This is a genomic window from Roseibium sp. 10G30-5, assembly GCF_055809635.1.
The window spans coordinates 1,952,543-1,974,358 of record NZ_CM147918.1 but is presented as its reverse complement, the minus strand read 5'-3'; the positions used below and the strand labels follow the sequence as shown (position 1 = coordinate 1,974,358).

At 56.0% G+C, this 21,816-nt stretch carries 26 protein-coding genes and 2 pseudogenes; 13 read left to right on the top strand and 15 right to left on the bottom strand.

Going from position 1 to position 21,816, the window contains the following annotated elements; translation table 11 throughout:
• Positions 1-2: 2 nt before the first annotated feature.
• Positions 3-728, bottom strand: coding sequence for an ABC transporter ATP-binding protein (locus AC0L7U_RS10050; RefSeq protein WP_473690369.1), 726 nt, complete (start codon positions 726-728; stop codon positions 3-5).
• A 41-nt stretch (positions 729-769) separates the two neighbouring features.
• On the opposite strand from AC0L7U_RS10050, the gene AC0L7U_RS10045 reads away from it, so the two are divergent.
• The 3 genes from AC0L7U_RS10045 to thpR all read left to right on the top strand — a co-directional run bounded on the left by AC0L7U_RS10045 (position 770) and on the right by thpR (position 3,405).
• Positions 770-1,537, top strand: a complete 768-nt coding sequence (locus AC0L7U_RS10045) for an arylesterase (protein WP_473690367.1) — start codon at positions 770-772, stop codon at positions 1,535-1,537.
• A 55-nt stretch (positions 1,538-1,592) separates the two neighbouring features.
• Complete coding sequence (locus AC0L7U_RS10040; protein WP_473690366.1) at positions 1,593-2,645, top strand: aldo/keto reductase; 1,053 nt, start codon at positions 1,593-1,595, stop codon at positions 2,643-2,645.
• Between the two features lie 211 nt (positions 2,646-2,856).
• Positions 2,857-3,405, top strand: a complete 549-nt coding sequence (gene thpR / locus AC0L7U_RS10035) for an RNA 2',3'-cyclic phosphodiesterase (protein WP_473690365.1) — start codon at positions 2,857-2,859, stop codon at positions 3,403-3,405.
• Here thpR and AC0L7U_RS10030 read toward each other — a convergent pair.
• Positions 3,396-4,592, bottom strand: coding sequence for a glycosyltransferase family 4 protein (locus tag AC0L7U_RS10030; protein WP_473690364.1), 1,197 nt, complete (start codon positions 4,590-4,592; stop codon positions 3,396-3,398). The genes thpR and AC0L7U_RS10030 overlap by 10 nt on opposite strands.
• A 77-nt stretch (positions 4,593-4,669) precedes the next feature.
• Between AC0L7U_RS10030 and AC0L7U_RS10025 the strand changes: the two genes are divergently transcribed.
• Both AC0L7U_RS10025 and AC0L7U_RS10020 read left to right on the top strand, forming a co-directional pair.
• Positions 4,670-5,314, top strand: coding sequence for an alpha/beta hydrolase (locus tag AC0L7U_RS10025; RefSeq protein WP_473690362.1), 645 nt, complete (start codon positions 4,670-4,672; stop codon positions 5,312-5,314).
• A 9-nt stretch (positions 5,315-5,323) separates the two neighbouring features.
• Positions 5,324-5,449 carry a hypothetical protein gene (locus AC0L7U_RS10020; protein ID WP_473690361.1) on the top strand — a complete coding sequence of 42 codons (126 nt, stop codon included), beginning with the start codon at positions 5,324-5,326 and terminating at the stop codon, positions 5,447-5,449.
• A gap of 10 nt (positions 5,450-5,459) precedes the next feature.
• On the opposite strand, the gene AC0L7U_RS10015 is transcribed toward AC0L7U_RS10020, so the two are convergent.
• Positions 5,460-6,131 carry a DNA-3-methyladenine glycosylase family protein gene (locus AC0L7U_RS10015; protein ID WP_473690359.1) on the bottom strand — a complete coding sequence of 224 codons (672 nt, stop codon included), beginning with the start codon at positions 6,129-6,131 and terminating at the stop codon, positions 5,460-5,462.
• Between the two features lie 112 nt (positions 6,132-6,243).
• Here AC0L7U_RS10015 and gluQRS point away from each other — a divergent pair.
• The 3 genes and pseudogenes from gluQRS to AC0L7U_RS10000 all read left to right on the top strand — a co-directional run bounded on the left by gluQRS (position 6,244) and on the right by AC0L7U_RS10000 (position 9,563).
• Positions 6,244-7,150, top strand: a pseudogene (gene gluQRS, locus AC0L7U_RS10010) (tRNA glutamyl-Q(34) synthetase GluQRS).
• Between the two features lie 267 nt (positions 7,151-7,417).
• Positions 7,418-9,010, top strand: coding sequence for a diguanylate cyclase domain-containing protein (locus AC0L7U_RS10005; protein WP_473690357.1), 1,593 nt, complete (start codon positions 7,418-7,420; stop codon positions 9,008-9,010).
• Positions 8,982-9,563, top strand: coding sequence for an EAL domain-containing protein (locus tag AC0L7U_RS10000; protein ID WP_473690355.1), 582 nt, complete (start codon positions 8,982-8,984; stop codon positions 9,561-9,563). Before AC0L7U_RS10005 ends, AC0L7U_RS10000 begins: the two co-directional genes overlap by 29 nt.
• A gap of 98 nt (positions 9,564-9,661) precedes the next feature.
• Here the strand turns inward: AC0L7U_RS10000 and AC0L7U_RS09995 are convergent, their stop codons facing one another.
• Positions 9,662-10,630: an AEC family transporter gene (locus AC0L7U_RS09995; protein WP_473690354.1), complete on the bottom strand. Its 969-nt coding sequence runs from the start codon at positions 10,628-10,630 to the stop codon at positions 9,662-9,664.
• 211 nt (positions 10,631-10,841) lie between these two features.
• On the opposite strand from AC0L7U_RS09995, the gene AC0L7U_RS09990 reads away from it, so the two are divergent.
• Both AC0L7U_RS09990 and AC0L7U_RS09985 read left to right on the top strand, forming a co-directional pair.
• The gene (locus AC0L7U_RS09990; RefSeq protein WP_473690352.1) at positions 10,842-12,017 is read left to right on the top strand and encodes a hybrid sensor histidine kinase/response regulator; all 1,176 of its coding nucleotides are present in this window, start codon (positions 10,842-10,844) and stop codon (positions 12,015-12,017) included.
• Between the two features lie 387 nt (positions 12,018-12,404).
• Positions 12,405-12,959, top strand: coding sequence for a phosphatase PAP2 family protein (locus AC0L7U_RS09985; protein WP_473690350.1), 555 nt, complete (start codon positions 12,405-12,407; stop codon positions 12,957-12,959).
• Between the two features lie 192 nt (positions 12,960-13,151).
• Here the strand turns inward: AC0L7U_RS09985 and AC0L7U_RS09980 are convergent, their stop codons facing one another.
• The 3 genes from AC0L7U_RS09980 to AC0L7U_RS09970 form a co-directional block, all read right to left on the bottom strand.
• Positions 13,152-13,601, bottom strand: a complete 450-nt coding sequence (locus AC0L7U_RS09980) for a host attachment family protein (protein ID WP_473690348.1) — start codon at positions 13,599-13,601, stop codon at positions 13,152-13,154.
• Positions 13,602-13,706: 105 nt separating this feature from the next.
• Positions 13,707-14,069 (bottom strand): low molecular weight protein-tyrosine-phosphatase, encoded by a 363-nt coding sequence (locus AC0L7U_RS09975; protein ID WP_473690346.1) that lies wholly within the window; start codon positions 14,067-14,069, stop codon positions 13,707-13,709.
• Positions 13,972-14,196: an arsenate reductase/protein-tyrosine-phosphatase family protein gene (locus tag AC0L7U_RS09970; RefSeq protein WP_473690344.1), complete on the bottom strand. Its 225-nt coding sequence runs from the start codon at positions 14,194-14,196 to the stop codon at positions 13,972-13,974. The genes AC0L7U_RS09975 and AC0L7U_RS09970 overlap by 98 nt, the downstream gene beginning before the upstream one ends.
• 102 nt (positions 14,197-14,298) lie before the next feature.
• Here AC0L7U_RS09970 and AC0L7U_RS09965 point away from each other — a divergent pair, with 102 nt between their 5' ends.
• Positions 14,299-14,598 carry a 4a-hydroxytetrahydrobiopterin dehydratase gene (locus AC0L7U_RS09965; protein ID WP_473690342.1) on the top strand — a complete coding sequence of 100 codons (300 nt, stop codon included), beginning with the start codon at positions 14,299-14,301 and terminating at the stop codon, positions 14,596-14,598.
• Between the two features lie 28 nt (positions 14,599-14,626).
• On the opposite strand, the gene AC0L7U_RS09960 is transcribed toward AC0L7U_RS09965, so the two are convergent.
• On the bottom strand, positions 14,627-14,929 hold the full coding sequence (locus AC0L7U_RS09960; protein ID WP_473690340.1) for a sulfurtransferase TusA family protein: 303 nt from the start codon (positions 14,927-14,929) through the stop codon (positions 14,627-14,629).
• Between the two features lie 478 nt (positions 14,930-15,407).
• Here AC0L7U_RS09960 and AC0L7U_RS09955 point away from each other — a divergent pair, with 478 nt between their 5' ends.
• Complete coding sequence (locus AC0L7U_RS09955) at positions 15,408-15,746, top strand: P-II family nitrogen regulator (protein WP_473690338.1); 339 nt, start codon at positions 15,408-15,410, stop codon at positions 15,744-15,746.
• Positions 15,747-15,764: 18 nt separating this feature from the next.
• Positions 15,765-17,117, top strand: a complete 1,353-nt coding sequence (locus tag AC0L7U_RS09950) for an ammonium transporter (RefSeq protein ID WP_473690336.1) — start codon at positions 15,765-15,767, stop codon at positions 17,115-17,117.
• A gap of 151 nt (positions 17,118-17,268) precedes the next feature.
• Here the strand turns inward: AC0L7U_RS09950 and AC0L7U_RS09945 are convergent, their stop codons facing one another.
• The 7 genes and pseudogenes from AC0L7U_RS09945 to AC0L7U_RS09915 all read right to left on the bottom strand — a co-directional run bounded on the left by AC0L7U_RS09945 (position 17,269) and on the right by AC0L7U_RS09915 (position 21,809).
• Positions 17,269-18,156, bottom strand: a complete 888-nt coding sequence (locus tag AC0L7U_RS09945) for a cation diffusion facilitator family transporter (protein WP_473690335.1) — start codon at positions 18,154-18,156, stop codon at positions 17,269-17,271.
• A 146-nt stretch (positions 18,157-18,302) separates the two neighbouring features.
• Positions 18,303-19,036, bottom strand: a pseudogene (locus tag AC0L7U_RS09940) (DUF1223 domain-containing protein).
• Positions 19,037-19,165: 129 nt separating this feature from the next.
• Complete coding sequence (locus tag AC0L7U_RS09935; protein WP_473690333.1) at positions 19,166-19,786, bottom strand: DsbE family thiol:disulfide interchange protein; 621 nt, start codon at positions 19,784-19,786, stop codon at positions 19,166-19,168.
• The gene (gene ccmD, locus AC0L7U_RS09930) at positions 19,783-19,989 is read right to left on the bottom strand and encodes a heme exporter protein CcmD (RefSeq protein WP_473690331.1); all 207 of its coding nucleotides are present in this window, start codon (positions 19,987-19,989) and stop codon (positions 19,783-19,785) included. Before ccmD ends, AC0L7U_RS09935 begins: the two co-directional genes overlap by 4 nt.
• On the bottom strand, positions 19,990-20,763 hold the full coding sequence (locus AC0L7U_RS09925; protein ID WP_473690329.1) for a heme ABC transporter permease: 774 nt from the start codon (positions 20,761-20,763) through the stop codon (positions 19,990-19,992).
• 66 nt (positions 20,764-20,829) lie between these two features.
• Positions 20,830-21,486, bottom strand: coding sequence for a heme exporter protein CcmB (ccmB, locus tag AC0L7U_RS09920; protein ID WP_473695749.1), 657 nt, complete (start codon positions 21,484-21,486; stop codon positions 20,830-20,832).
• Between the two features lie 8 nt (positions 21,487-21,494).
• On the bottom strand, positions 21,495-21,809 hold the full coding sequence (locus tag AC0L7U_RS09915; protein WP_473690327.1) for an ATP-binding cassette domain-containing protein: 315 nt from the start codon (positions 21,807-21,809) through the stop codon (positions 21,495-21,497).
• Positions 21,810-21,816 lie beyond the last annotated feature (7 nt).

Below are 21,816 nucleotides of genomic sequence, written 5' to 3'. Positions count from 1 at the left end.
GCTTATGCCTCGTCAGATGTCAGGGTGGTGGCGTGAAGCGTGGCGTTTTCTTGCGCTGCCTCGATGTGACCGGAACGAACCCGGACCACCTGATCGCACTGTTCTGCAAGCGCCGGGTCATGCGTGACCAGCACGAGGGTCATGTTGCGGCGCTTCTGGGCAGTAAACATCACGGAGACAATTTGTGCGCCGGTTGTTTCGTCCAGATTGCCGGTGGGCTCATCCGCGATCAGAATGGCAGGGTCGACGGCAAGCGCCCGGGCAATGGCAACGCGCTGTTGTTCGCCGCCTGACATTTGTGCTGGATAATGTGACATACGGTCGGCCAGTCCAACGGCGGACAGCTCTTCTTGTGCTCGCTCGAAAGCCTTGCTCTCGCCCGCCAGTTCCAGCGGCACCGCGACATTTTCCAGGGCTGTCATGTTGGGGATCAGGTGGAAGGACTGGAAGACGATGCCAATGTGCTGGCCTCGAAACTTTGCAAGCTGGTCTTCGCTTAATTGACCTAGATCCGTGTCGGCGACAGAGACGGTGCCTTGTTCGACACGCTCCAACCCGGCCATAACCATCAACAGCGTCGATTTGCCAGATCCGGAGGGGCCGATGAGCCCGACAGACTGGCCGACGGGAATTTCCAGATCAATTCCCTTCAGGATGTGAACACGTCCGGCACCTTCGCCGAGATGAAGGTGGACATCGGTCAGGGCAATCGCCGGGGTGTCGGTCATGTACGGCCTTTGTATCGTGGAACGGGAATACGGAGCGTCAGATGGTCAGAGTGCCTGCCGGTAAAATCACTTTCCAATGCGCCCTGCGTCTCTGGTGTTTGGCAGGTGTGAGCCTTGCCAAGGCGTCTTCGTCTGTCCATATGGTGCGCAACAAGACCTGCATCCAGTTTCAGGAGATAAAATTGCTGCGCATCTTCGTGATTGCCCTTTTCGCTCTGCTGGCTATATCCGCGCCGGGTCAGGCCGCCCCTGTCAAACTGGTGGTTCTGGGCGACAGCCTGAGTGCCGGATATGGGGTTGCTCATGACGCAGCTTTTCCGGCGCAACTTCAAAAAGCCCTGCGCAAGCGCGGGCATGATGTCATCGTTATCAATGCAGGTGTTTCGGGCGATACATCATCCGGTGGTCTGGCGCGGCTCGACTGGTCGGTCGCGCCAGACACTGATGCGGTGATCGTCGAACTTGGGGCCAACGACATGTTGCGTGGTATTGATCCCAAGCAGACACGCGCCAATCTTTCTATGATTTTGCAAAAGTTGACGCAACGCAAGCTTCCGGTTCTCTTGACGGGAATGATGGCGCAGCGAAATCTTGGCGATGACTATGTCAAAGCATTCGATCCGATGTTCGGACAGCTTGCTAACAAGTATCATGCGCTGTTCTATCCATTCTTTCTGAAGGGTGTTGCCCTGAAACCTGACCTGAATCAGGCAGATGGCATGCATCCGACGGCCAAAGGGGTTTCGGTTATCGTCACCGATATGATACCTAAGGTCGAAGAGCTTCTTGCGCGCGTTTCACCTTCCTGAGCCGCGCCTTTTCCCAAAATAAACATAAGTCTCTTCATGTAGAGGACGAAGAAATATGCAATACCGCCGTCTTGGACGTACGGATATCAAGGTCAGTGCCCTGTGCCTGGGGACGATGACCTTTGGCGAACAGAATACGGAAGCGGAAGGTCACGCGCAGATGGATCTGTCGCTTGACCGGGGCGTCAATTTCTTTGATGCCGCTGAACTTTATCCGATCCCGCCGAAAGCTGAAACTCAGGGCCGCACAGAGCGCATTATTGGGTCATGGTTCAAGGAGCGCGGCGCACGCGACAAGGTGATCATGGCCTCGAAGGTCGTTGGTCGCACCGACAGCACGTATTTTCGCAAGGATGGCAGTGCTGGCCGTCTGACCCGCGCACAGATCATGGAAGCCATTGATCAGAGCCTGACCAACTTGCAGACGGATTATCTGGACCTTTATCAGATCCATTGGCCCGACCGGGTCGTCTCACAGTTCGGTTCCAATCCGACGATCTGGAAGGATATGGATCACGCTGACGACGAAAATAGCATCGAAAGCACGCTGGATGTGATGGCCGAGCTGATCAAGGCAGGCAAGATCCGCCATTTCGGTCTGTCGAACGAAAGTGCCTGGGGCACGATGAAATTCGTTCAACATGCAGACGCGAAGGGACTGCCGCGCCCTGTGTCCATTCAGAACGCTTATTCGCTGGTCAATCGCACGTTCGAAGTGAACCTTGCGGAAGTTGCGCTGCGCGAAGATGTGGGGCTTCTGGCTTATTCGGCGCTGGCACAAGGCTATCTGACGGGCAAATACCGCGATGGCGCGTTGCCAGCGGGCGCACGCAAGACGCTGTTCAACCGCTTGAGCCGCTATGAAAAGCCGGGTGCGGAAGAATCGATCAACGCTTATCTCGACTTGGCGGCGGAGTTGAAGCTCGACCCTTCACAAATGGCGTTGGCCTTTGCACAGCAAAAGTCGTTCATGACCTCGGTCATTCTCGGGGCGACAAAGCTTGACCAGCTTGAAACGGATCTCGACGTTGCTGACATGGTTCTGTCGGACGACGTTATGGACCGGATTGATGCTTTGTATCAACTTCACGGCAGCACCTGTCCGTAAGTCAAATTCGCCTGCTGCGGGAAAGATTGGTCTCTTCCGCAGCAGGCTTTGAAATCGAATCACTTTTCAAAAATAACGCGACGTGCTGCAGGCCGTCCCGATTGACGCTACTATTTCGAGTGCCATTTCAAGGTATTGCTGTTTCTTCTTGCGTGTGCGAACGGATTGATTCCTCATGGTCTCTATCGAGACTTTGCAGGGGAGGCACCCGATGCCACGGCTTTTCACCGGCCTAGAGATCCCAGCTCAAACGGCTCTCATGCTCTCCATGGTACGTGGAGGTTTGCGCGGGACTCGTTGGATTGATCCCGAGAATTACCATATAACCTTACGCTTCATTGGCGATGTCGACGACCGCACCGCCGATGAGATTGCAGGCATGCTTGATCGGGTCGATCGGCGCCCAGTCAATATCCGTCTGACCGGGTTGGGGGCTTTCGGCAATGGCAAGCCACACTGCGTCTGGAGCAGGGTGGAGCCGACACCGGAATTGCAGGAGATGCAGGCCGAGCAGGAGCGGCTTCTCCAGAGGCTGCATCTGACGCCTGAGCGGCGCAAGTATTTGCCGCATGTCACGCTTGGCAGATGTCGAACTTCCAGCAACGAAGACGTTGCCAAATGGCTCTCCGAGCGGGGAAATTTTCAAGCGCCTTCGTTTACAGCGGGGCGCTTTGTTCTTTTCTCCTCTCGCTCAAGCATTGGCGGCGGGCCGTATCTTGTTGAAGAGGCTTATCCGCTGGATGCTTACGCCTACGTGTGAGGCCGCACATTAGAGCTTTGCAGGGCCTGGCGGTAGACCGTCAGCGTGTCCTCACACATTCTGGCGAGCGAAAAATGCGCACTGACATGGGCCTTGGCGCGGTGTGTCAGAGCGGTTCTCTGGTCTTCTGAAAGTGCCAGAACAGCGCGAATGCATTGGCTGAGAGCCTTCGCGTCACCTGCAGGAACGCGCCAGCCGGTGCGCTCTGCGTCGCTGACTTCGGGCGGAGCGAGAACGGTTTCCGGCACCGCGCCCAGATTTGAGACGATCACGGGCACGTTGGCAGCCTGTGCTTCAACGGCTGCACGGCCAAACGCTTCTGGTTCGGTCGATGCAACGACGGCCACGTCGGCGAGTGCGTGGGCGGCGGCTATATCGTCGCAATGCCCTACGAGAAACACCCGCTCTTGAAGCGCGTGCGCCGCAATCAGGTCTTTCAACTCTTGCAGATACCCTTCGCGTCCCTGTGCATCTCCAGCCAGAACGGCAATCGTCGAGGTGTCGCCCTGCTGGGCCAAATCGGCAATGGCTTCGATCACGACTTTCTGGCCCTTCCAGGCGGTGAGACGAGCCACATTCAAAATAACTTTGCAGTTCTCCGGCAGGTTCCAGTTCTGGCGCAAGGTCTCGATGCGCGTTGCGGCGATGGTGGCAGGATCCAGGTCGTTCAGATCTGAACCACGGTAAATCACCGTCAGAGCGTCCTTGGCGAAGGGATGACGTTCTTCAATCAGATTGGCGGTGTATCCTGAATTGGCGATCACCCTGTCGCCGCGTGCCATGACGGAGTTGTAGAGCGCCTTCAACTTGCCTGTCTGCTTGTAGATGCCATGATATGTCGTGACGAACGGAATGCCGGTTGAGCGGGCGGCCCACAGGCAGGACCATGCAGGCGCCCGGCTGCGCGCATGGATCAAAGACACATCGTGGTCGCGGATGACTTTGATCAGTCGGGCGCGATTTCGCCAAAGCGTCAGCGGGTTCTTGGATTTGACCGGCAGGATCAGATGCTCAATGCCCAGAGCTTCAAGTTCGCGCACCATCGGGCCGCCCTGACTGACCACAAGGGGGTGCCAGCCAATCTCACGCACCGCAGCCGCCATGTCGATGGTGGTGCGCTCGGCGCCGCCTGTCTTGAGGTCGGGGATGACCTGCAGGATAGTGGGTTTTTTGCCGGGTGTGGTCATGGCTCTTGCTTCTCTTTCCCTGTTGTCTGTGTCAAGCAGAGGCGACGACACCGACCCATGTTTCAAAGAGCCATAATATGAGTGCAGCCGAACCGCAAATGATCGACGTGGGAAAGGGGCCGTCGCAGCGCGCCATTGCTGTGCATCACCGGGCGGCTTTAAAGGATGAGCCGCGGGCCGGATTGTTCTGGTTGTCTGGGTTTCGTTCGTCGATGGCGGGTATCAAGGCGCTGGCACTGGATGACTTTGCACGCGATTTTGGACTTGCCTGTACGCGGTTCGATTATTCCGGGCACGGCGTTTCCGGGGGCGTTTTTGAAGACGCTTGCCTGTCCGACTGGTTGGAAGAAGCTCTGGCGGTGTTCGATCGGTTTGCGGGGCCAAATACGATTTTGGTCGGATCCTCGATGGGGTGCTGGCTTGCCCTTCTCGTGACGCTGGCACGGCAAAAGGCCACCCGTCCGCGGGCCCTCGTTCTTGTGGCGCCCGCCGTTGATTTCACCGAGGACCTGATGTGGAAGCGGGGCTTTGATGACGCTATTCGCCAGACCATTCTGAGCGAGGGGCGCTGGGAGCAGCCAACGGCCTATTCCGATGATCCTTATGTCATCACACGACATTTGATCGAGGATGGCCGCAAGCATCTGTTGCTCGAAAGGGAAATCACGCTCTCTTGTCCGGTGACGATCCTGCATGGGGCGAAGGATGTTGATGTGCCCTAGCAACATGCGATGCGATTGGCGGAAGCGCTTCCCGATATAGACCTGACGATGTCTCTGGTGCCGGATGGCGATCATCGTTTGTCGCGTGAGCAAGATCTGCGTCGACTGTGCGATGCGGTTGCGGCCTACCTTTGATGGTTGCTCCTCAGACCGGCAGAGTTGCGCGGTCCTGTCGTTTTGCAGCATAGGCTGCCCAGAGCACTCGTGCGGCGACAGCGCGATAGGGTGTCCAGGCCTCTGCGAGGCATGCCACATCTTTGGCACTTGGCCGGATTTCAAGCTCCTGTGCCTCCTGAATGGCAATCTGCAAGGCCAGATCACCACTTGGAAAGACATCAATATGGCCGACGCAGAACAACAAAAAGATGTCGGCGGTCCATGGGCCGATGCCCTTGATGGCACACAATGCAGCATGCGCGGCACCGGCGGGTTGTGTGGCGAGCGCTGAAATATCGAGACCATCTTTTGCCGTGCAGGCATCGGAAATGGCGCGTAACGTGCGGATTTTAGGCCGCGACAGCCCAACGGCTTTGAGTATTTCGTCGCCGGTGTCGCGCACCGCCGCTGCCGTTAAAGGATCCAGAGCCTGCTCGAGCCTCGAAAAAATCGCTCTTGCGCTGGCGACGGAAACCTGCTGGCCAACAATAATCTGGGCAAGGCCTGCAAAATCGGCGCTGCGACGGCGCAGGGGTAAAGGGGACATGCCGATGCTCAATCGGGCAATGTCGGGCGCTTGACGGCAAAGATTGATCAGCGCCTGATCGAGATCGTCCTGTGTCTCAATGCGCAGGACGGTCGGCGCGGGCTGTTCAATCATGATTACTCCGGTAGAAGATAGGATGAGGCCAAGTTCAAAATCTCATGTTCGGCGCGGATAACCAATGACTTTTTCGCATTCTTGTGACGCAACACAGGACGACGATATTCCGATGTGGGACGTCTCATGTCCGGTTTTTCGCTTTGCGCCTTCGCCAAACGGGCATCTGCATCTGGGCCATGCCTTGTCGGCCTTCTTGAACGTCGAGGCCGCGCAGGCAACGAATGGCCGGTTTTTGCTGCGGCTTGAGGACATTGATGTCGTCCGCTGCACGCCCGCATTGGTGCGTGACATGTACGAAGATCTGGATTGGCTGGACGTCCGCTATGAGAGGCCGGTCTTGCGGCAATCGGAACGTTTTGCCGAGTATCAGGCCGCACTTGACCGGCTGGATGCGCAAGGGCTTGTCTACAATGCCTACCTGACTCGCGCTGAGATACAGCGCCATGTCGCAGCTTACGAGGCCAATGGCAAACTGTGGCCACGCGACCCGGATGGTGCGCCGCTTTATCCCGGAGATGAGAGGGTGTTGTCGACGTCAGAACGGGCTGATCGCGTGCGGACAGGCGCTCCATTTGCTGTGCGGTTGGATATGAAGAAAGCCATAGCGACCCTTGGTACGTCCCTGACCTGGTGGGAGGGCCAAGCCGAGGGCGTCACTTCCGAAAATCTTACAGATGGCAAAAGGGTGGATGCCGATCCGGCTGCCTGTGGGCGACGTCATTTTGCGTCGCAAGGACACGCCGACAAGTTATCACCTTGCCGTTGTGATCGATGACGCAGTTCAAGGCGTTACAGATGTCTTGCGCGGGAGGGATCTCTACGCTGCGACCTCTGTGCATCGCCTTTTGCAAGGGCTTCTGTGCCTTCCTGAACCGCGTTATCGGCATCACCGATTGATTTCCCGAGGGGATGGTCAGAAGCTTTCTAAGTCGGCGAATGATGAAAGCTTGCGATCTTTGAGGGGAAGAGGCGTATCGGTAAAATTAATCATAAGATCTGTATTGAAGTATTGGTAATTTTATCTATATAAGAATTGCTGTTATTTTGATTTTGAATTTATATTTCCTAATTATGACTTTGTATACTTGATTCGTCTTATTTTGGGTGTGTCTTTTGTGAAAAGGGGATCCCCGTGATCGAGATGATGCTCCTGTCGTCTGTTGGCGTTTTCTGCTGCGCTGCATTTCAATGTGCGAGGTGCAGGCGTCAGTTCTCCCTTTCGCTGATACCGGAAAATCGAAGTGCGTCGAGCACTTCTCGGCAATGATAGGGCGGGTGGATAAATGCGTCAGTTCCAGCGAATTCGAGAGCGCCTACGTCAGGCCATGGGGCGTGTATTTGTACGCTCGACACTGTACATCGGACTGCTGTTGGTCATGTTCGTGTCGCTCTTCTCAGTCGTCAAGTTTTATGAAGACCTTCAGCGCATCGAAGAAAACCTGGCGGGAAATGCTCGCATTGAATCCAACCGGCTGGCTCAACTTGCGAGCTACGACATTGCTGCAAATAATCGGGCACGCCTTACCGCAATTCTTGATGGGTTAATCTTGAAGCCACATGTGATTTCGGTTCGGATTTTCAATCCCAAGGGTCTGTTGCTTTCTGGTCGGGACGGGGCTGGGCATGATCCCGCTGATCCGACACATGGCGCTTTGCAACAACTTGTCAAAAGCGGCAAGCCCGGTCGTCTCGACATGGGCGCATCTCTGGCCTGGGCCACGCCGATCAATCACATGGGTCATGCGGTCGGTGTGATTGTTATCGAGAAATCCAAGTCTATTGCGTATCAGGCCCGGCACGAAGCGCTGCTGGACGTTATCCGTCTTAACGGCATTGTGCTCCTGATCCTCCTGCCGCTCGTGGCCTTGCTTCTGCGACACTCGACCCGCGGGATCAGTCACGTTGCCGAAGCGGCAAACGAGGCTGCGCAGGGCTTTTTAGACCAATCCTTTGAAGTTGATGCCAAAGGCGAGGTCGGGGATCTGCAGATCGCCTTTCAGGCGATGCTGAACAACCTCAACAAGACAATCAAGCGCATCGAATACCTTGCGAATTTCGACAGTGTCACCGAACTGCCGAACCGTTTGAAATACGTCAATGTCGTCACGCAGGTGGTCGATCTTTCTCCGACGTCTAAAGGTGCGCTGGTGTTCGTCGATCTGGATCGGTTCAAGACCATCAACGACACTTATGGCCATACGGTTGGTGACAAGTTGCTGTGGGCTGTTGCCGCGCGTCTGACCAGGGTCAAGACGACTTTTGAAGAGAAGATCCGAAAGCCCGGTGAAAAGAAGAAAAAAGGCATCCACTCACGCGTCTTTTTGGGCCGGCTTGCAGGCGATGAGTTCATTTTTCTTCTGCCTGTAATTACCGATTCCGAGCAGATTGAGATGTTCAACGCAGAGATCCTTGACGCAATGCAGGTGCCATTTCAGGTGGATAATCTGAACCTCAAGGTGCACGCCAGTATCGGTGTGGCGCTCTATCCGGAACATGGCTCATCGAGCGAGGAAGTGTTCCGCGCCGCCGACGTTGCGATGTACGAAGCCAAGAAACTCGGCCGTAATCAGATTGTCACGTTCAACGAGAATATCGATCGTGACATGAAGCATCGCAAGGATATGGAAACCCACATCGTTTCAGCGCTCGAAAACAAGGAATTCGAGGTTTTCTATCAGCCAAAGGTAGACTTGACGACGAGCCGCATCATTGGATCAGAAGCGTTGCTGCGCTGGAACAATCCGGTTCTTGGCAGTGTGTCGCCGTTCTTCTTCATTCCGGTCGCTGAAGAATGTGGGTTGATGACTCCGATTGGTGAGTTCGTGCTGCACCAAGGCTTTGTCGGACATGAGCGACATGAAGCGCGAGGGTTTTGATCTGAATGTGGCCGTCAATGTCGCGCCGGTGCAATTCGAATCCGCTTATTTTTCGGACAGAATGCTTGGCATTATTGGAGAGAGCGGGTTCCCGATGGACCGGCTTGAGCTGGAAATCACTGAATCCAGCGTCATGCAGTCGTATGAAGAGGTGCGCCGCCAGATCATGCCTTTGAAAGAAGAGGGGGTGAGCTTCGCGATCGACGATTTTGGCACGGGATATTCCAGCTTGCACACGCTTGCCAGTATGCCGTTCGACACGCTCAAGATTGATCGTTCTTTCGTGATGAAATTGTCTGAGAGCGAAGATCGCCGGGCGATTGTTCAGTTGATCCTGATGATGGCGAAACAGCTCCGGATGAAAACCGTAGCCGAGGGCATTGAGACCGAAACCCAGTTGGATTTCAGCCGTCATTGGGGGGGCAACATCGGTCAGGGGTTCTTGTGGAGCCCACCAGTCAATTTGACGGCATTCCGGGAATTGGTGCGTCAGGATGCTCAAGGTGGGGCATCCGTCGAGCCGACAATTCCGGGTGTGATTCGGCGCGCCTGATGATTTGCCGGGAAAGGCGTGCAGACTTGCCAGACCAGTCGAGTTCTCCATCTCATTTTGAAAGCGCGGGCCAAAGCCTGCGCTTTTTATGTTCTGGCTTAAACTGCGGTGCGCCAGGCTTCCAAAAAGGCGACCCAAAGGCCGCTAGTGACAACGGCCGCGATGGTCGTCAAGGTGATCGAGTTGGCTGACATGGCATGGCCAGTGCCGTAGCGATTGGCAAAGATGTAGGCGTTGACGCCTGTGGGGCAGGAGGCAGTCAGGGTTGCAACGACGGTCCACAGTGTTGGCAAGTGAAACACATAGCCACTGAGGAAAAACACGACCAGTGGCATAACGCCGACTTTGAGCAGGCTCAGGATCAGCCCTGGCAGAACATTGCCGCGAATGCCGTAGGTGACCATGCTCATGCCCAGCGAGAACAGCGCGACGGGAAGGGCGGTTGCCGCAATCCGGTTGAGCACGTCTTGCGCGATGCCGGTAATTGGAATCCCGGTCATGCGCCAGACCAGTGAACACAAAATGCCGATAACGATCGGATTGCTTGCCAGGTTTTTCAAGACAGTCAGCACCAGCGTATGAACGGGAGGTGGGGTGCGCGCCTCGTCGATTGCAGCGGCGCGCTCCATCAGGATGGCGATAGCAATTGTCAGGATGGGAAGATGGATCGAGAGAATGATGAGAAACGGCACCAGCCCGTCATCGCCGTAAACCGAGGAGACCAGTGGCAGCGCAACCATCACGGTGTTGGTAAAGGCGGCCGACATGCCGCCTATGACCCCGGCACGGGCATCCCGGCCAAATACTTTGCGGATGGTAAGCGTTCCCAAAAGCCATGTGATGGCGATGCCGGAAAAGAACGACGCCCACAGCCCCCAAGGGTGCTCCTGATTGAGGTTGGCATGGGCGAGGGTTTTGAAGATCAGCACCGGAATGGCAATCACGAAGACGTATTGGGCCAGGGCTTCCCCGGTCTGGGCAGCTAAGAGGCCAGTGCGGGCGATCAGGTAGCCGATACCGACAAGAATGAAAACGGGCAGGACAATATTGAGAACGGCAAATGACATGCGGCTTCCGGAGCGAGAGGGCGGAGGCTGGGAGCCTGCCGCGAATGGCTGACGAGAAGAGATACGCATTCTGGCGCAAGTCTGTGGATGGAGAAAGGTCTTTCGCTCGTCGTGCAGGACTGTTTAATAACGGGGAGTGCATATAAGGGCGTGTTCGCGTGTGAAGAACGCGTTGTGACGGCTGGATCAAGGCGATGGGGGTGCTGTGCTGGTGATCGACAAGACGGTACTCGATGATGCTCGCCTTGCGCTGTTGGCACATGATCTGCGGGCGCCTTTGTCTGCGATGCAACTTACGGCTGAACTGATTGGCCAAGAACCTCTCTCGGACATGCAACGTGAACGCTTGCGGTTATTGTCTCAGGCCGTTCACGCGCTGGGAGAAATGACGCGCGAGTTGGTTCCCTTGACCGGCGGCAGCCCCTCTGAACAACAGGCGCGTCGGGATGAGCAGATCGAAGGCGTTGCCGGATCGGATCTGTCGCAACTTGTGGCGGATCTTGTCCAACTCTTTACGCCGGTTGCAGCGCGAAAGTCGCTTCTCCTGTCACTCAGCGACGCCTCAGAGCAAGCGCATGTGGCGGTTCATCCCCGGGTTGCCGTGGCGATCTATCGTATTTTGACCGTGCTTCTGGACAATGCCATCAAATACACGCCCGAGGGCGGCGTCACGGTTTCTCTGTCATGTGAAACCAGCGAGACGGGTGTGACACAGGTGCGCCTGCTGGTGCGGGATACCGGGCCGGGTTTGAGCGATGATGCCCGTGAAGCACTGTTTGTTCCTTTGGTGCGCGGTGCAGATACCCGCAACACAGCAGAGGGAGCGGGGCTCGGGCTTTGGGGGGCGATGGAGCAGGCGCGTAGTATTGCGGCAACGCTGTCTGTCGCGGATGCAGACAAGGGCAGTGCATTTGCGCTCGTCCTGCCGTTGGATGCGAGGGTACGAGAGGTCGCGTCAGAGTCAGTGCCGGTGAAACCGGTCACGATGCGAGATGCTGATCTGAAGGTCCTGATCGTTGATGACCATGACACCAACCGCCGTTTGTTGGCGGCCTTGCTCGAATCTCATGGCGTTGTCAGCGAACAGGCGGAGGATGGCCCGGAAGCGTTGAGGTGCCTGGATGCAGAGACCTTTGATGCTGTACTGCTGGATCTCAACATGCCGCAAATGGATGGCTTTGAAGTTGCCGAGCGATTGCAGGCTCGGCCGACGGAGGCGAAAATTCCGTTGATTGCGGTGACCGCCGCCTTTGATCAGGTCGATATGAATCACTGCCGGCGATTGGGGTTTGTGGAAATTTTGGAAAAGCCGATGGTGCCATCGCGGTTATTTGAAACTCTAGACCGATTGCAGGTGGAGAAGTCTAACGCCTCAGGCTTGCTTTGAAAGACAGAACTCTCACTGGCTCCTAAGTAAATCAACGCATGTTGATTTGTGTTTTTCACTGTTTCCAGACTATTTATCGAAAAATTCACATAAGTGTTGTGCTTGAATGCTTGATTGCTGAGGATAAGTTCTCTTGAGCCGAAAGTGGTTTCGGCTTAGGGTGATCGTACCATTTGATCAATGTCGGACGGATTTCCGGTGCGGAAAAACTTCATTTATTTTCTTCAGGCTGCTACCGGTTGGGCGTGTGCAGAGCCCGTTAAAGCCATCTGTCTTTATCTGGCGATTGTATCGTTATTTTTTCTGGAACTTCAGGGTTTTGATCTGTGGGTCTCGGGGTTGTTTTACCAGTCCGCTTCGGGATTCTGGGCGCGCCATTCCGAGATCTTGCGCGATTTCAGGCATCTGCTTCCCTTTCTGATCAAGATCATTGCGGGCGGGAGCCTGGCTGTTATCGTGATGAAGCTGATGCTACCGGGACGGCGTCCTGTGCTGCCATTGCGCTATCCGCTTTTCCTGTTGTCCACATTGATCATCGGTCCGGGAATTCTGGTCAATCTCGTGCTCAAGAACAACTGGGGGCGCCCGCGCCCAGTTTCGGTGGATCTGTTCGGGGGATCTTTCCCCTATCAGCCGGTCTGGATGCCATCCGACCTTTGCTATACCAACTGCTCGTTTGTTTCCGGAGAGGCATCTGGCGCTGTTTGGCTTTTGTGTCTGGCGTTTTGCGTACCGGCGAGTTGGCGGCGGGCTGTTCTCGGCTGTCTTCTGCCATTGGTCCTCGGCTGGTCCCTGAACCGCATTGCCTTTGGTGGGCATTTCCTGTCGGATACGATGTTGTCGTGGGGTCTGACATTGCTGGTCATCGTCCTGATGCACAGGCTCTTGTTTGTTCGTGCGCCTGAGATGCTCGGGGACAGAGCACCTTGGACGTGTGGTTGACGCGCCGGGGGCGCAGCTTGCAACGGTTGGCGCTTCGCGCTGCCGACGGCAGCGTTGTTGCGTTTGACTGGTCTCGCAGTCGACAGTGGTCCAGATTCAAGCCCCGGAAACGCGATGTTCTCGGGGCTTGACCCTCTGGCGCTTGGCGCCAGAGGATTTGATCGACGGTTGTCGAACCGCTGCTGACGCCTCTCAGGCGGCCAGAAGCAGCTTCTCGATTTGATCTGCCGGATGTCCGGTCAGCGTTTTGGGAATTTCAGCGACGATCCGCGATTTCACTTCCTTATGGAATTCCTTTCGCAGATCACCCAATGTCATGGGTGGTGCCGCGACCACCAATTGAGAGAAGCGGTTTTTATGGGCTGCTTTGTAAATCAAATCGGCCATTTCCTTGGCGAAGCGATGTTTTTCAAGCTCGTGCCAATCGGTCTGCTCCGTCGTGTCCAGTTGAGGACTGTACGACCCGGAGCGGGCTCCGGGGGCATCTGTGCCTTGTTCCGAGGTTTTTGGATTGTCGTGGGTCAGAAGGTTGACCACCTGAAGATTGGGATAGGCTTCATCGCCTTCGTTGCGGAAGACAATGGCCTTCTCGCCGTCCCCGACAAGAACCCAAGCATTGTGTTCGATTTTCAGGCCACTCATGAGGAAGCTCCTCTTTTCTTATTTTTGCCTCGGCCGAGCCTCTGTTGCAGACGCTTGACCTTAAGAGAACGTGGGCATTGAGGGCCGGGTTTCAAGAGAGCGGGGTCAGCCCGGCACCGTGTCTCGTGGCTGCCGTCCGGCCTCCTGACGCAGTTCAGCCAACAACTGGTTGGCGCCCTGCACGATCAGATCGTAGACGCTCTCAAATCCGTGATCCTCGCCGTAATACGGGTCAGGAACGTCCTGTGGTGGGTTCTCAAGAAACAGGCGTAGCTTTGCCTTGCCATCCACCGGCGCGAGGCTTTGCAGCTCATCGAGATTTTTTTTATCCATCGCCAGGATGATATCAAATCGGTGAAAATCGTTGCTCTCAACCTGTCGGCCTTTCAACCGGGTAAGGTCGATCCCATGTTGTTGGGCAACGTCGATGGAGCGGGGGTCGGGCGGTGCGCCGATGTGCCAAGGCACCCGTTCCTGCGGAATCGATCTCGTAAACTTCTTCTTCGCCCTCGGCGGCGGCGGCCTGCCTGAAGATTCCCTCAGCCAAAGGGGATCGGCAGATGTTGCCAAGACACACGAAGAGAAGTGAGGTCATTCGGAAGCCCTTATGAAAGATGCGACGTCTGCTTTGATCGCGATGCGTGATGGAAGCTTGGATCGAATAGTTACATGGAAATACTAAAACGGGAGTATCGATATGTCTGATGCCATGAAGAACGAAGACGTTCGCAAGGCTCTTGGTCGTGTTCCTAACTGGATGTTGTTGGAAAACACGTCTGCGTTGCAGAGGCAGTTCAAGTTCAACGATTTTTCAGAAGCTTTCGGGTTCATGACGCGTGTTGCGATGATTGCTGAGAAAGCTGATCACCACCCTGAGTGGTCGAATGTCTATAATCGTGTGGTCATTACCCTATCCACGCATGATGTTGGCGGCATCAGCCAAAAAGATCTGGACATGGCGCAAGCAATTAATGCGGTGGCTACGACGTATTCGTAAGCCATGCATCATGCGCCGGCGGCCTGTCTCAGGTTGACGCTGCGGTGTCTGTGTCCTGCCGTGGTGCGGCGCGGTCACCGCAGCGAATGAGGAAATGCCCCACGTTTATATCTGTGCGAGCCTGCTGGACGAGATAATGGCCCTGCTCCTGACACAGATGCGGAATGTCCAGGAACGCCATCGGATCGCTCGTCAGCACAAGGAGTTCGGTGCCTGCTGTCATTGTTGCCAGCTTCTTGCGGGTGCGAAGAGCAGGTTGAGGGCATTTCAGCCCTCTGAGATCAAGTTGTTCTGGCGGTTTTGCTGCATCTGAAGGTGGGGTGGGCGGCATAGCGGCAAGGGTCCGACTGCATTGTGAAAGGCCTTGGTCACATTGTCTGCGTCCAGGGGGCTGAGGCAAGTCTTTGTTTCCTGTAAGCCTGTCTTGAGCGACATGAGGGAGCGTGTGCCTGAAAAATAGACGGCACCACGTTTTTGCCACAAGATTGCAAATTTATTGCGCATAAAATTATATTTCACCTAATTTTTAGGCAATTTAGAGTATCTGGCCGTATTCCTTCCCCTTTTTAATATCTCTGTTTTTTTCTGTAGACGCAGAATTCTGCGTCTAATCGGGTTTTTTTGCATTCTTTTTCAAGTTGGCACGAGACTTGTTTCTAAAGGTTTCGACACCGACCCGTTTCGCCGTGTCGTTTCGGCTCCAGTTGGGCTGTGACGGGTGAACCAGTGACCCAAGGGGGCATGTTGCGGGCGGTCGGCCAAGCTCTCTCGAACCGAGGGAGCCCAAGCACAAGGAACGGGAACGCGCAATGAAAATCGTTATGGCGATCATCAAGCCGTTCAAACTCGATGAAGTTCGGGATGCGCTGACGGGCATTGGAATTCAGGGTTTGACGGTTACGGAAGTCAAGGGATACGGGCGCCAGAAAGGGCACACCGAAATCTATCGTGGCACTGAATACGCTGTCAGCTTTCTGCCGAAGTTGAAGATCGAAGTCGCGGTCGCGTCTGAGACGATCGACAAGGTGGTCGAGGTCATTTCGACAGCTGCCAAGACCGGCCAGATTGGGGATGGCAAGATCTTTGTCTATTCCATCGATCAGGTCGTCCGCATCCGGACCGGTGAAACCGACGCGGAAGCTCTTTGAATGTCTGAGGGGAAGACTATGAATAAGTTTGTCGCAAAATCTGCGGCGGTGCTTGGGGCCATCGGTTTGATGACTGTCCCGGCATTTGCACAGGACGCTGCCGCTGCTGCACCGGCACCTGTCAGCCCGGAAGTCCAGTATATCTTTAACACGCTTCTTTTCCTGATCGGTGGTTTTCTGGTCATGTGGATGGCCGCTGGCTTTGCCATGCTTGAAGCAGGCCTCGTGCGGACCAAAAATGTTTCGATGCAGTGTCTGAAGAACATTGCCATTTTCTCTGTGGCAGGTCTGTTGTTCTGGATCACCGGCTACAACCTGATGTACACGGGCGTTGACGGTGGCTTTATCGGCTCCTTTGGCCCCTATGCGTTCGATGCGGTTGGCCTCAAGGGCGCTGACACGAAAGCGCTTCTGGACACCGGCTATTCCACGGCGTCTGACTGGTTTTACCAGATGGTGTTCTGCGCAACGGCAGCGTCGGTTGTTTCCGGCACTCTGGCCGAGCGGATCAAGCTGTGGCCTTTCATGATCTTTACGGTCATTCTCACCGGCTTCCTGTATCCGATTACCGGGTCCTGGCAGTGGGGCGCAGGCTGGTTGTCGGTCATGGGCTTTTCCGATTTCGCCGGGTCGACGCTGGTTCACTCGGTTGGTGGCTGGGCGGCTCTTGCCGGTGCCATCATTCTGGGTGCACGTAAGGGCAAATATGGCCCGAACGGTCAGGTCACACCGTTCCCGGGGTCGTCCATGCCGCTTGCAACGCTTGGCACGTTCATTCTGTGGCTCGGCTGGTTCGGCTTCAACGGCGCATCGCAGCTTGCCATGGGCACCATCTCGGATGCATCTGACATCTCGCGCATCTTCGGCAATACCAACATGGCTGCTGCAGCGGGTGTCGTCGTCGCAATGGTTCTCACCCAGATCCTCTACAAGAAGGTCGATGTGACGATGGCGCTGAACGGTGCTCTTGCCGGTCTGGTTGCCATCACGGCAGAGCCGCTGGCACCAAGCATCTGGCAGGCCGTTGTCATTGGTGGGGTTGGGGCTGCGATTGTTGTGTTCGCTGTGCCGCTGCTCGACAAGCTGAAGATCGATGACGTTGTCGGCGCAATCCCGGTTCACCTGCTGGCCGGTATCTGGGGCACCTTCATTGTGCCGTGGTCCAACGCAGACACGTCCTTCGGTGTTCAGATCGTCGGGATCGTTTCCATCGGCGCCTTTACCTTCATCGTCAGCGGCATTGTCTGGCTGATCCTGAAGGCTGTTGTTGGCTTGCGTGTTTCGGAAGAAGAAGAAGCACTGGGTCTCGACAAGGTCGAAGTTGGTGTGGAAGCTTATCCGGAATTCGGGGTTGGTTCACAGCGCGTCTGATCTAACATTTCGACTATGAAAGAAGAGGCCTTGAATTTGGTCGCTTCTGGCAAGATGAAAAGCCCCGGAGCCGAGCGCTTCGGGGCTTTTTTGTCTGGCTGTCGTTTCGGTGTTTTGAAGATGCGTGGTCGCCGAGACCAGCGAGCTCATCTCAGAGAACGACGATGCCTGCGTGCTTGGCCTTGTAGTCCGGCTCGACATGGATCGTCACGTGGGCGCCAACGATCTTCTGGCCGATCGCTTTTTCAATTCGGTCGCAGATGTCATGGGCCTGATCGACTGTCATATCGCCTGGGACGACCAGGTGAAAATCGACGAAGGTCGTGCGACCAGCGTTGCGGGTTCTCAGATCATGCGCCTCAAGGGCACCATCGCCATGATCGGAGATCAACTGACGAATGATTGTCTGATCCTTTTCGGACGCGGCCTCGTCCATCAATCCGGAAATGGATTCTTTCATAACCTCCCAGCCGCTCCACAGCACGTTCAGTCCAACAAGGGCTGCGAGGAGAGAATCAAGCGGCTGCCAGCCCGTGAGGATCACCAGAATCACGCCGACCAGTACACCAAGTGAGGTGATAACGTCGGTTACAAGATGCTTGCCATCCGCAATGAGCGCAGGCGAGCGCGAGCTGCGCCCCACACGGATCAGAACGACAGCCCAGCCGGCATTGAAGACGCCGGCCAGTGCGTTGACTGCAAGGCCAAGAGGCGAATAATGCACTGGATCCTGAGACACATAGCCCATCCATGCCATCTTGAAGATGGACAAGGCGGCCAGCACAATCATCACTCCAACCAGAACGGCAGCGAAATATTCAGCCTTGTCATGACCGTAAGGGTGGTTTGAATCGGCAGGTTTGTTGGCGAACCAGATGGCAATGATTGTTGCCAATGCTGAGGCCAGATTAACCAATGTTTCCAGTGCATCGGAATAAAGTGCAAGGGAGCCAGTCAAACTGTAGGCAGCGGCCTTCAGCGCAAGCACGACCAGCCCAACACCAATGCTGCCAAATGCCACCTTCATTCTCAAGGTCATTTGCAGTCTCCGTCTTTTTTCTGGCTCGCAGGAACTGGCGCAGGGGTAGCAGGTTTTGACCACAACGCAAGGCTCAAGCAGCACTGCCCCCAGACCGATATTCGGTGCAGCAATGCCATCTCTACCATGCCTGTGGCAAAAACCCCTTAACGGGAGGCTTCGTCGAGTGTTGGTAAGTCCAGAACGCCTGCGCCGATGATGCGCGATGGACCGGTCTCGGTTTCAAGCTGCACCAGCACGGCACATCGCCTGGTGTGCGTGCGCCGGATTTCTGTCAGGGGCATGAGAAAGCTCGCTTCGTTGCCACTCCACAGACCGATTGGAAGCAGGCTCTCAACCACATTGATATAGGACAGCTCTTCGCCAGCATTGTCACCAGCGCTTACAGAGACCTCTTCTTTTGGGGTCAGCGTGAGAAAAAACACTGTCGCGCCGTGTATGCCTTTTGGCAATTGCCCGAAAATTTTCGCCTCGACAGCCATGTCGCGGATGGTCAGATCAACGCTGACCGACAGGGGGGCAGTTTTTTCAAGGCGCTCAGGATGGTCTTGGTGTCGTGGCCGATCAGCTCTTCATGTCCATTGAGGATAAGCTGTGGTGTATAGACGTTGTTGTCACCGCGTTGTTCGGCATAAGCATATTGCCGTGTTGCGTGAACCGGCTTGGCCAATGTGTCGGCCCAGCCCAGCATGTCCCAGTAATCTACAGGCATCGAGAGGGCCAGAACGTGGTGGTCCCTGGCAATGGTCTGCAAAAGGCCGTCGGCCTTTGGGCAGGAGGCACAGCCCTGACTTGTGAACAATTCAGCAACAGCGACAGGTTCGGCGTTGGCCCGAAACGCTGTCAAGGCGAGTAGGCTGAAGACAAAGCAGACCTGCATGAAATGCCGGAGCGCCATAGACCGTTGGTTCCTGCTGAATGCCAGTTGCGGCACGACACGGTTTTTTACATTGCGCTGCGGTCAAGCGCTAATCACGTGGCGGTGATATATCTGATACAATTGAATTTTTCAGTTTTTGATCAGCGCACCTTTGGTCAATACAGCCTCAAGTTGTGGCAGTAGGGTTGCCGTCATCGACGCGGGTGTCATGGGGCCGGTGAATTTGAACCTGATCTGGCCTTCTCTATCGACGATATAGGTTTCCGGTACACCGTAGACGCCCCAGTCGATGGCAACGCGGCCACGGCGATCAGCGCCAATGCGGGCGTAGGGATTGCCAAGCTCCTTTAGGAAGGCCCTCACGTTTGTGGCCTTATCCTTATAATTTATTCCTATGAGCTGGATATGGCGGTTGTCGGCAATCCGCGCCCGCAGGTCTTCAAGCACGGGGTGCTCCAGTCGGCAGGGTACACACCAAGAGGCGAAGACGTTGACGATCGTTACCTTGCCCTTGAAGACATCTCCTGAAAATCCGGGAACTTGAGCACCATCACGCATTACGCCAGCAACGGGTGGCAGCGCGTCTGTCGGGGCGGGTTTGCCGATCAGAGCGGAAGGGATTGCGGAAATGTCGCGCCCGGAAAACAGTTGCAGCGTGAAGAGGGTGGCGAGGGCCAGAAACACCACAAGCGGCAAGAGCACCAGAACCGGAAACTTCCTGCGTCCCGACGGACTGGGTGTCTCACTCATGTCGCGCTGTCCGAATTGTCTGGCGTCATTGGTTGAGAGGATCCGCTGCGAGGACGCCGTTGAATGCCTGCGCGCTCCAGCTCTGCGATCTTGCGGTCGAGGCGCAAGCGATCGATGAGGATCCACGCGAGTAATACAAGGATCAGGGCGGCGCACAGACCATAAGCTGCAAGGATGAAGTCGGTGTAGCGGCCATCGTTCATTCAGAAGGTCTCCGCCACAGGGGTGGGAGCCGTGGCGGTGCTTGCCGGTCGTGCGGTGTGTGCTGCTCGCCGCCGCATACCATTCAACTGGCGTCGACGGATTTCGTTGAGCATTGCGGCCCAATGAAGCGCGATGAACAACAGGGTGAAGGCAAATGCCATGAGGCACAGCGGCCATAAATACACCGGCGGCATGGCCGGTCCGTCGGCGCGAAAAATGCTCTCACCCTGATGGAGCGTGTTGAACCAGTCGACGGAAAACTTGATCAGCGGCAGGTTCAATGCGCCTACCAGTGTGACAATGGCGGCGGCTTTCGCGGCTCGAATCTGATCATCCATCGCATGCCACAAGGCCAGTAAGCCCAGATAGATCAGAAACAGCACCAAAACCGATGTTAGCCGGGCATCCCAGACCCAATAGGTCCCCCACATGGGACGTCCCCAAAGGGACCCGGTGACAAGCGCCATCAGGGTGAAGGTTGCTCCGATGGGGGTAGCGGCCTTGGCCGAGACATCAGCAAGAGGATGTCGCCAGACGAGCGTTCCCAGTGCTGAAAGTGTCATGACAACATAGCACAACATCGCCAGCCAAGCGGCGGGCACATGAATGAACATGATGCGCACTGTGTCGCCTTGCTGATAGTCGTCCGGCGCGCTGAGGCTGAAATACAGGCCTACAGCCATTACCACGCCACAGGCAACGCTGATCCATGGAATCAAGCGGCGCGCCAAACGCGAGAACCTGGTCGGATTTGCGTAGTCCATCAGTGCCATGAGAGTTTTTTTAACCAAAGGCGGTTGGGGCAGCAAATCATTTGTTCTGTGACCAGCATTGTCCGCTCAATGACTTTGGCGCAGCGCAGCCGCAGCGGCGAACGGGCCGATGACGGCCGCAAACAGGGTGAGCGCGGTCATAGCGAGAAAGGGTTTCGTAAAGCCGATAAAAGGCGATGCGGGCGAGGCCGCGGCACTGACACCAAAGATCAGCACCGGCACGCTCAAGGGTACGACCAGAATGGACAGAAGCAAACCGCCACGCCGCAGCGACACGGTCACGGCCGCCGCCGCGGTGCCGATCAGGGTCAATGCGGGTGTGCCGACAAACAACGTTGCCGTGGTCGCCAGAAGCGTCGCTGCGGGCAGATTGAGAAGCAGTCCCAGAAGTGGTGTGGCAATGACAAGTGGCAATCCTGAGCCCAACCAATGGGCCAGGGCCTTCAACAGGACAATGATTTCGAAGGGGCGGCCAGACAGCATAAGAAGTTCCAGCGTGCCGTCCTCCCGATCTTCCTGAAACAGCCGGTCCAATCCGAGCAGCGTTGCCAGAAGGGCCCCGATCCAGAGAAGTGCCGGGCCGATCTGCGCCAACAGTTTCAGATCGGGCCCGATGCCGAAGGGAACGATGCTGATGACGGCAAGGAAGAACAGCACGCCGATGGGCGCACCGCCTCCGGACTTCAGCGTCAAACGCAATTCACGCCAGAAAAACGCTCCTATCCAGCCGCTCATACCAGATCTCCCGGCTGTGTGGCACTTGCGGTCAGACGCAATTCCAAGGCCCCGGTGATGTCGGGCAATTGATGGGTTGCCATGACCACCAGTCCGCCGCAGTCGAGATGTGCGCGGATCATGTTTTCCAGGACCGCTTGTGAGGATGTGTCAAGAGCTGCCATCGGCTCATCCATCAACCACACCGGCCGTGGTGACACCAATAGACGGGCGAGCGACAGGCGGCGCAATTGGCCTGAGGACAGATATCGTGCAGGCAGGCGCGCCAGATCAGCCAGGTCCAGATGCGCCAGCGCCGTTTGTGGCGTCATTGTTCTT